The organism is uncultured Paracoccus sp. (genome assembly GCF_945915435.1).
Classification (GTDB): domain Bacteria; phylum Pseudomonadota; class Alphaproteobacteria; order Rhodobacterales; family Rhodobacteraceae; genus Paracoccus.
In genome coordinates, this window is record NZ_CAMEFG010000051.1 from 19,259 (window position 1) to 27,504 (window position 8,246).

At 66.4% G+C, this 8,246-nt stretch carries 7 protein-coding genes; 6 read left to right on the forward strand and 1 reads right to left on the reverse strand.

Annotated features, from left to right (window positions below):
- The 3 genes from Q0O97_RS14995 (at nt 1) to Q0O97_RS15005 (ending at nt 5,614) form a co-directional block, all read left to right on the forward strand.
- The gene (locus tag Q0O97_RS14995; RefSeq protein WP_294931061.1) at nt 1-2,283 is read left to right on the forward strand and encodes a PBP1A family penicillin-binding protein; all 2,283 of its coding nucleotides are present in this window, start codon (nt 1-3) and stop codon (nt 2,281-2,283) included.
- 182 nt (nt 2,284-2,465) lie between these two features.
- Nucleotides 2,466-4,208 carry a type I secretion system permease/ATPase gene (locus Q0O97_RS15000; protein ID WP_294931063.1) on the forward strand — a complete coding sequence of 581 codons (1,743 nt, stop codon included), beginning with the start codon at nt 2,466-2,468 and terminating at the stop codon, nt 4,206-4,208.
- Nucleotides 4,205-5,614, forward strand: coding sequence for an HlyD family type I secretion periplasmic adaptor subunit (locus Q0O97_RS15005; RefSeq protein WP_294931065.1), 1,410 nt, complete (start codon nt 4,205-4,207; stop codon nt 5,612-5,614). Before Q0O97_RS15000 ends, Q0O97_RS15005 begins: the two co-directional genes overlap by 4 nt.
- Before the next feature lie 168 nt (nt 5,615-5,782).
- On the opposite strand, the gene Q0O97_RS15010 is transcribed toward Q0O97_RS15005, so the two are convergent.
- Nucleotides 5,783-6,784, reverse strand: coding sequence for a polyprenyl synthetase family protein (locus tag Q0O97_RS15010; protein WP_294931068.1), 1,002 nt, complete (start codon nt 6,782-6,784; stop codon nt 5,783-5,785).
- A 74-nt stretch (nt 6,785-6,858) separates the two neighbouring features.
- On the opposite strand from Q0O97_RS15010, the gene Q0O97_RS15015 reads away from it, so the two are divergent.
- From Q0O97_RS15015 to Q0O97_RS15025, 3 genes are all read left to right on the forward strand, one after another.
- Nucleotides 6,859-7,065 (forward strand): DUF2007 domain-containing protein, encoded by a 207-nt coding sequence (locus tag Q0O97_RS15015; RefSeq protein ID WP_294931071.1) that lies wholly within the window; start codon nt 6,859-6,861, stop codon nt 7,063-7,065.
- Nucleotides 7,062-7,811, forward strand: coding sequence for a methyltransferase (locus tag Q0O97_RS15020; protein WP_294931074.1), 750 nt, complete (start codon nt 7,062-7,064; stop codon nt 7,809-7,811). The genes Q0O97_RS15015 and Q0O97_RS15020 overlap by 4 nt, the downstream gene beginning before the upstream one ends.
- A 67-nt stretch (nt 7,812-7,878) precedes the next feature.
- Nucleotides 7,879-8,043, forward strand: coding sequence for a YdcH family protein (locus tag Q0O97_RS15025; protein ID WP_294931077.1), 165 nt, complete (start codon nt 7,879-7,881; stop codon nt 8,041-8,043).
- The last annotated feature ends 203 nt before the right edge of the window (nt 8,044-8,246 follow it).

Below are 8,246 nucleotides of genomic sequence, written 5' to 3' on the forward strand. Positions count from 1 at the left end.
ATGAAAAAACCCAATGGCAGTTCGCGCGTCGTCGCAGAGAAGCGCGGCTCGGACCCGCAGCGCCCCCGCAAACCCCGTCGCCAGCGCAACAAGAAGCGCGTCGGCAGCGCGGTCACGTCAGGATTCGCGGGCTTCATCTCGCTGATCTGGCGGGTGATCTGGGGGTCGATCTGGCGGCTTGGCCTGACGCTTTTGCTGATTCTGGGCGGCGCCAGCTTCTATTACTATACCACCCTGCCCGAGGCTTCGGCGCTGTTTGACGGGCGCGCGCGCGGCTCGGTCACGATGCTGGACAATGAGGGCCGCGTCTTTGCCTGGCGGGGCGAGACCTTCGGCATGGTCAGCGCCGACAAGATCGCGCCGGTGCTGCGCGATGCCGTCGTCGCGACCGAGGACCGCCGCTTCTACCAGCATTTCGGGGTCGATCCGCGCGGCATCGCCGGCGCGATCCGCATCAACATGGCCGCCGGGCGCGGCCCGCTGGAAGGTCATGGCGGCTCGACCATCACGCAGCAGGTGGCCAAGCTGCTCTGCCTGGGCGAGACCTTCGACCCGATCCAATGGAAGGACGAGGCTGCGTTCGAGGCCGAATGCCGCCGCAGCTCGATCTGGCGCAAGATCAAGGAAGTTCCCTATTCCATTGCTATGGAAGCGAAATATTCCAAGGAAGAAGTTCTCAACATCTATATGAACCGCTCGTATCTGGGTGCAGGCGCGCGCGGGTTCGAGGCGGCCAGCCAGCGCTATTTCGACAAGCCCGCATCCGATGTGAACGCGGCCGAGGCCGCGATGCTGGCCGGTCTGCTGCGTGCGCCCAGCTATTTCGCGCCGACCGCGAACCTTCAGCGTTCGCAGGACCGCGCGCAGGTGATCCTTGGCGTGATGCGCGAAGAGGGCTATCTGGACGACGCCGCCTATCAGGAAGCGCGTGCCAATCCCGCGGTCCTGTCGCGCGCCGCCGCCGCGCGGGCGGGCGGGTATTTCGCCGATTGGGTGATGGAATCCGGCCCCGGCTTCCTGACCAGCGAAACGACCGAGGATGTCACCATCCTGACCACCTTCGACCAGCGCCTGCAAAACGCGGCGGAACGCGCGCTCAACCGCATCTTCGACGAAAAGGTGGCCGAAGGGTCCAAGGCGCAAGCCGCCGTCGTCGTCATGTCCGCCGATGGTGCCGTGCGCGCGATGGTGGGGGGGCGCGACAGCACCGTGGCGGGCGTCTTCAACCGCGCGACGCAGGCCAAGCGGCAGACGGGATCCAGCTTCAAGCCCTTTGTCTTTGCCGCCGCGCTGGACCAGGGTTATGGCCCGAACGACCTGGTGACCGACGGGCCGCTGACGATCAACGTCCCCGGCTCGCGCCCCTGGTCGCCGCAGAACTACAGCCGCAATTTCCGCGGGCAGGTGACGCTGACCACGGCCTTGGCGCAATCGCTGAACACCGCGACCATCCGCCTGCAAGAGGCCGCGGGCCGCGACGCCGTGCGCCGCGTGGCCGAGGATTTCGGCTTTGCCAGCAACCTGGCGCGCGGTCCTTCGCTGGGCCTGGGCGTGTCGGAATCGACGCTGCTGGAAATGACCGGCGCCTATGCGGGGATTCGCAACGGCGGTTCCGCCGTCAAGCCCTATGGCCTGATCGAACTGCGCATCCAGGGCGACGACCAGCCGCTGATCGGGCAGGCGGGCGGGATCGGGACGCGCGTGATTTCGCAGAACTCGGCGCGGCAGTTGATCGGGATGATGAAGCAGGTGATCGACAACGGCACCGGCGGGCGCGCAAGGCTGCCCGGACGCGAGGCGGCGGGCAAGACCGGCACGACCTCCAGCTATCGCGATGCGTGGTTCATCGGCTTTACCGATCAATATGTGACCGGCGTCTGGATGGGCTATGACGACAACACCCCGCTGCAAGGCGTGACCGGCGGCGGCCTTCCGGCCGAGATCTGGCAGGCCGTCATGACCGAAATCCACGAGGGCCTGCCTGCCAACCCCCTGGGCAGCTTCGACCCCGATCTGGATCGCGCGGTTCCCAACGTCATCAGCGCCGGGCCGGACGGCACCGCCGACCCGCTGGCCGCCGCGCTGTCGCAGGCGCTTGGCCAGCCCTCCCCGCAGAACGTCGTCCAGGAGCAGCCTGCCGACGGTCAGGTAACGGCGCCCCAGATTCCCGGCGAGACGACATCGAGCGACTGGGGCGAGGATCCGCCGCCGCTGACGCCCGACGCCCCGGTCGAAGACGACGCCCTGTCCCGTGCCTTGCGGGGCATCGACGGGGTCTATTGACGAAAAGGCGCGTCTTTTTTTTGGGTCGGGCCGTCTTGGGGCAAGACTTTCGTAATCTTTATGCGCCATTATTCGCGAATGGGCGCCGGATTTCGCCGCGCAGGCTTTTGCGGTGGCGCCGCATGGGATAAGGGACGGCGCATGGGCATGGCCCTTGTGCAGTTGTTAAAGGTTTACGGGTTATGGCCACGCCGCCGATGCGACATGATGGCAAAGCGGAACTGCGTCGCGCACGCGGCCTGACCTGGCATCTTTTCCTGTTCGTCGGGATTTTCTCTGCTGCCGTGAACCTGTTGATGCTGACCGGGCCGCTGTTCATGTTGCAGGTCTACGACCGTGTGCTGGCCAGCCGCTCGGTCGAGACGCTGACGGCGCTGTTCATCCTGGTCGTCTTCCTGTTCACGCTGATGGGCGTGATCGACGTCGCGCGAAACCGCATCATGTCGCGGGTCGCCGCCCGGTTCCAGGAACGGATGGAGCCTCGGGTCTTCGCCGCCGCCTTGCAGGACGGTGCGGCCAGCGGCAGCGACGCGGTGACGCAAGGCAGCCTGCGCGACCTTGAGGCGGTGCAGCGCATGATCGCCTCGCCCGTGATGATGGCCTTTTTCGACATTCCCTGGGCGCCCGTCTTTCTGGCCGCCGTCTTCATGTTCCATCCGCTGCTGGGCGTGGTCGCGCTGGGCGGAATGGTGATCCTGGTCTGCGCGACCCTGCTTAATCAATGGCTTGGCCGGGTGCCGCTGCAAGCGGGCAGCATCGCGGGCCAGCGGGCGGACCGGATGGCCGACCTCTACCGGCAAGAGGGCGAGATCGTCGAATCGCTGGGCATGCGCGGCGCGGCCTTCCACCGCTGGCAAGAGGCGCGCGATGCCGCGACCGAGGCGACGATGCTGGGCAGCGACCGCGCGACCGGCTTCACGGTGTTTTCCCGCACCTTCCGGCTGTTTTTGCAAAGCGCCATGCTGGCCGTCGGCGCATGGCTGGTCTTGCAGCAAGAGGTGACGCCGGGCGCAATGATCGCCTCGTCCATCCTGATGGGCCGCGCGCTGGCCCCGATCGAGCAGATCGTCGGCGGCTGGCCGATGTTCCAGCGCGCGCGCGACGGATGGGACCACCTGTCCGGCCTGCTTTCGCGCCGCCCGCCCGTCGTGGGCCGCACCCCCCTGCCGCGCCCCGAGGCGCGGATCGAGGCCGCCCAGGTCTCGGTCGTGCCGCCGGGACAAAGCTCGCCCGTCCTGCGCGGCGTCGGCTTCGGCCTTGCGCCGGGGCAGGCGTTGGGCGTGATCGGGCCTTCGGGGTCGGGCAAAAGCACCCTTGCGCGCGCGCTGATCGGGGCATGGCCGATCGCAACCGGCTCGATCCGGCTGGGCGGTGCGACGCTGGACCAATACGAACCCGACGTGCTGGGCAGCCTGATCGGTTACCTGCCCCAGCAGGTGACGCTGTTCGATGGCACCATCGCCGAAAACATCGCCCGGCTGTCGCCCGCGCCCGACCCGCAGCGCGTCGTCGCCGCCGCGCGGGCGGCTGCGGCGCATCAGATGATCCTGGACCTGCCGCAGGGCTACGACACGCAGATCACGCAGACCGGGGGGCGGCTGTCGGGCGGGCAGATCCAGCGCATCGGCCTTGCCCGCGCGCTTTACGCCGACCCGGTGCTGTTCGTTCTGGATGAGCCGAATTCGAACCTGGACAACGAAGGGTCCGAGGCGCTGAACGTCGCCATCAGGACCATCAAGGCGCGCGGCGGCGCCGTCATCATCATGGCCCATCGTCCTGCCGCCATCACGGAATGCGAATTGCTGCTGGTGCTGGATCACGGAATGCGGCGTGCCTTTGGCCCGCGCGACGAGGTGCTGCGCCAGATGGTCAGGAATGCCGAACAGATCAGCCAGTCCCAGGGCAAGGGCGGAGGCGTGCTATGACCCCGACACCCCCCACCCGGCAGGCGCCGGTCGAAAAACCCGCCACTGGCGCGGGCAACCGCATCCTGCGCGCGAAGCCCGCCGACAGCGTCGAGGCTGCCGGCCCCCGGGCGCGGGAACGCTGGTCGGCGCGCGGCTCGATCATCGTCGGGCTTATCGGGATCGCGGTCCTGTTCGGCGGCTTCGGCATCTGGTCCTCGACCGCGCGGATCGCGGGCGCGGTCGTCGCCTCGGGACAAGTCGAGGTCGAGCAGCGCAGGCAGGTGGTCCAGCACCCCGATGGCGGCGTGGTGCAGGAAATCACCGTCCGCGATGGTCAGACCGTCGAGGCCGGCCAGCCCCTGATCGTGCTGGACGGCACGATGCTGCACACCGAACTGGCCATCGTCGAGGGGCAATATTACGAGATCCTTGCCCGCCGTGGCCGGTTGGAGGCCGAGCGGGCCGACCGCGGCAGCATCGCCTTTCCCGACGAATTGCTGGCCGAGGCGGCGGGAAGCCCCACGCTGGCCGCGCTGATATCGGGACAGCAGAGCCTTTTCAATGCCCGGCGCGAAACGCTGGAACAGTCGCTTGGCCAGCTTGCCAAGCAATCCGAACAGGTCGCATCCCAGATCGAGGGCATCGACGCGCAAAGCGCCGCGCTGGACAAGCAGCGGGGCTTCATCCTGCAAGAGCTGGAAAGCCAGCGTTCGCTTCTGGACCGCGGACTTGCCCAATCCGCGCGGGTGCTTGGCCTTGAACGCGAGGCCGCGCGGCTGGAGGGGCAATTGGGCGAAATCGCTGCGCAGCGTGCGCAATCGGTGACGCGCCTGACCGAAATCGACCTGCTGCGGCTGGAAAAGAGCGCCGAACGGCGTGAGCAGGCCGAATCCGAACTGCGCGACCTCGGCTATCGCGAGTTGGAACTGGCCGAGCGGCGCCGGGGCCTGCGCGAACAGATCTCGCGCCTGGAAATCCGCGCGCCGGTGTCGGGTGTCATCCAGGAAATGCAGGTGACCACGCCGCGCTCGGTCGTTCGCGCGGCCGAACCGATCCTGTATCTGATCCCGCAGGACCGCCCGCTGGTCATCGCCGCGCGCATCAACACCATCAACATCGACGAGGTTCACGCGGGCCAGAACGTCGTGCTGCGTTTCTCGGCTTTTTCCTCGCGCACCACGCCCGAGATCGAGGGTGTGCTTGAGCGCGTCTCGCCCGATGCGTTGATGGATGAGGTGACGCGGGTATCATACTACCGTGGTGAGGTCTCGATCCCGGTGCAGGAAATCCTCAAGCTGGGCGATCGCGCGCTGGTCCCCGGCATGCCGGTCGAGGTCTACATACAGACCGGCGAACGCAGCCCGCTTGCCTATCTGATGAAACCCCTGACCGACTATTTCACCCGCGCCTTCCGCGAACAGTAATCCCTGCGGGGCCGGATGGCATCCCAGGGCCTGCAAAGCGGTCAACATGCCGGCCAAGGGCGAAAAGGGCGCGATGTTGTTGATCGCGAGGATCGGGAAATCCAGCATTCCCGTCGCGGCGGCGGTCACAGTGCCCCGCTTGTCGTCAAGCTGGCTGCTGGAACGGCCTCAGGCGACGCGGGCCGTGACGAAATCGGCCAGATCGGCCAGCATATCGCGCAGATCACCCTGCGGGACGGCGTCCAATGCCTGCCTTGCGCGGGCGGCCCAGTCCAGCGCATCGCGGCGCCCGGCCTCCAGCGCACCGTGGCGGGCCAGCAATTCCAGCGCATGTTCCAGGTCGCCCTCGCGCTGGTCGCCCGCCTCGATGGTGCGCGACCAGAAGGCGCGCTCCTCCGCATCGGCGGCGGCGACGGCCTTGATAACGGGCAGGGTCAGCTTGCGTTCGCGGAAGTCGTCGCCGGTGTTCTTGCCGATCGTCTCGGCCACCCCGCCGTAATCCAGCAGGTCGTCGACGATCTGGAAGGCGATCCCAAGCGCGTCGCCGTAATCGCGCAACGCGCGGATCTGCACCTCGGTCGCACCGGCGATGACCGCACCCACCTCGGTCGCGGCGGCAAACAGCGCCGCTGTCTTGCCACGCACGACCTTGATATAGGTGTCCTCATCCGTGCGCAGGTTCTGCGCGGCGCTGAGTTGCAGAACCTCGCCCTCGGCGATGGTGGCGCTGGCATTGGACAGGATTTCCAGGATGCGCAGGCTGCCCGTCTCGACCATCATCTGGAAGCTGCGGCTCAGCAGATAATCGCCCACCAGCACGCTGGACTTGTTGTCCCACAGCAGGTTGGCGGTTGGGCGACCCCGGCGCTGCCGGCTTTCGTCGACGACATCGTCATGCAGCAGGGTCGCGGTGTGGATCAGTTCAACCGTGGCGGCCAGCAGGTGGTGATGATCGCCACGGTATCCGAACAGCCGGGCCGAGGCGATCGTCAGCAGCGGGCGCAACCGCTTGCCCCCGGCGCCCAGCAGATGGGCCGTGACCTCGGGGATGCGGGGCGCGTGTTCGCTGGCCATGCGCTGTTGCAGCAGCCCGTCCACGGCGGCCATGTCCTGCGCAAGCAACCCGGAAAGCCGGTCCAGCGGCTTGGCGACCTGATCGTTCATACCCATCAGCATTCCTTTCGCAGACATGCCATTGCCACGGCATGGACAGTTTCGCAACTGCCGCGTAACCTTTTCTTGCCATGAAGGAATTGCTGCGCACGACCGACCCCCTGCTTGTGACCCGGGCCGCCGATCTTTTGGCATCGGAGGGCATCACCGCTTTTCCCCTGGACCAGCACATGAGCGTGCTGGAAGGCTCGCTGGGGATCTTGCCGCGGCGGCTGATGGTGATCGACCGGGATTTCTTCATGGCGCGCGCGATCTTGCGCGACAACGGCATCGAATGAATCCGTCGGTCGCGAACGGATTCCTGGGCGGGCGGTTGCGGCTGTGGCAACCGGCGCGCGGCTATCGTTCGGGCGCGGATGCGGTGATGCTGGCTGCCGCATGCCCCGCCAGGCCGGGCGAGCGGGTGCTGGAACTGGGTTGCGGGGCAGGGGTGGCGTTGTTTTGCCTTGGCGCGCGCGTCCCCGGCCTGCATCTGGCGGGGTTGGAGTTGCAGCCCGAATATGCAGGTCTCGCGCGGCGGAATGCCCAGGAAAACGGGATCGAGGCGCAAATCTATCAGGGCGATCTGGCGCAGATGCCCCCCGCGCTGCGCCAGCAGGCATTCGACCATGTCATCGCCAACCCGCCCTATTTCACCGCCGGGACCGAAGCGCCCGATCAGGGCCGCGGCACCGCGCGACACGAAAGCACCGCGCTTGCGCTTTGGGTCCGGGCCGGGCTGCGGCGCCTGCGCCCCGGCGGCTGGCTGACCGTCATCCAGCGAATCGACCGGCTTGGCGAATTGCTGGTGGCGCTGGAAGGTGCGGCGGGGGGCGTGACGATCCTGCCCATTGCCGCGCGCGCGGGCCGTCCCGCCGGTCGAGCGATCGTGATCGCGTGCAAGGGCGGGAAAGCACCGCTTCGCTTGCTCGCCCCTTTCGTCATGCATGAAAAAGCCCAGCATTTCGAGGATGCTGAGGACCTGACATCGGCTGCGCAGCAGGTTCTGCGCGAAGGCCGGGGAATCGATCTGGGCTTGCGCTAAATCAAGTGACAGGAAGATGAAACTGTGGTGAACTCATCCTGTTCGACCAAGAAAACAGGAGGACGGCATGTCGGTTGCTTCCCATGTGGAGGAACTTCGCAAGAAACACCAATCTCTCTCGGATGCGGTCAAGGCTGCCGAACGCAGTCCCGCAGCGGATAGCGTCAGCATCAACCAGATGAAGAAAGAGAAAATGCGTCTGAAGGAAGAGATTATCCGACTGTCGCACTGATCGACGCCACGACGGAAAAACCATGACGGAAAACATGAACGGCCCGCAGAAAACTGCGGGCCGTTTTGCGATCAGGGTCCGGTGATCTGCGGCATTTCTTCAATCTATTGAATCGCCGGAATGCCGTAGAAACCTGTGGGTTGCCGTTCTTACGCGAAGAACTGCCCGCCATTGGCGGAGATTGTGGAACCTGTGATGAATCC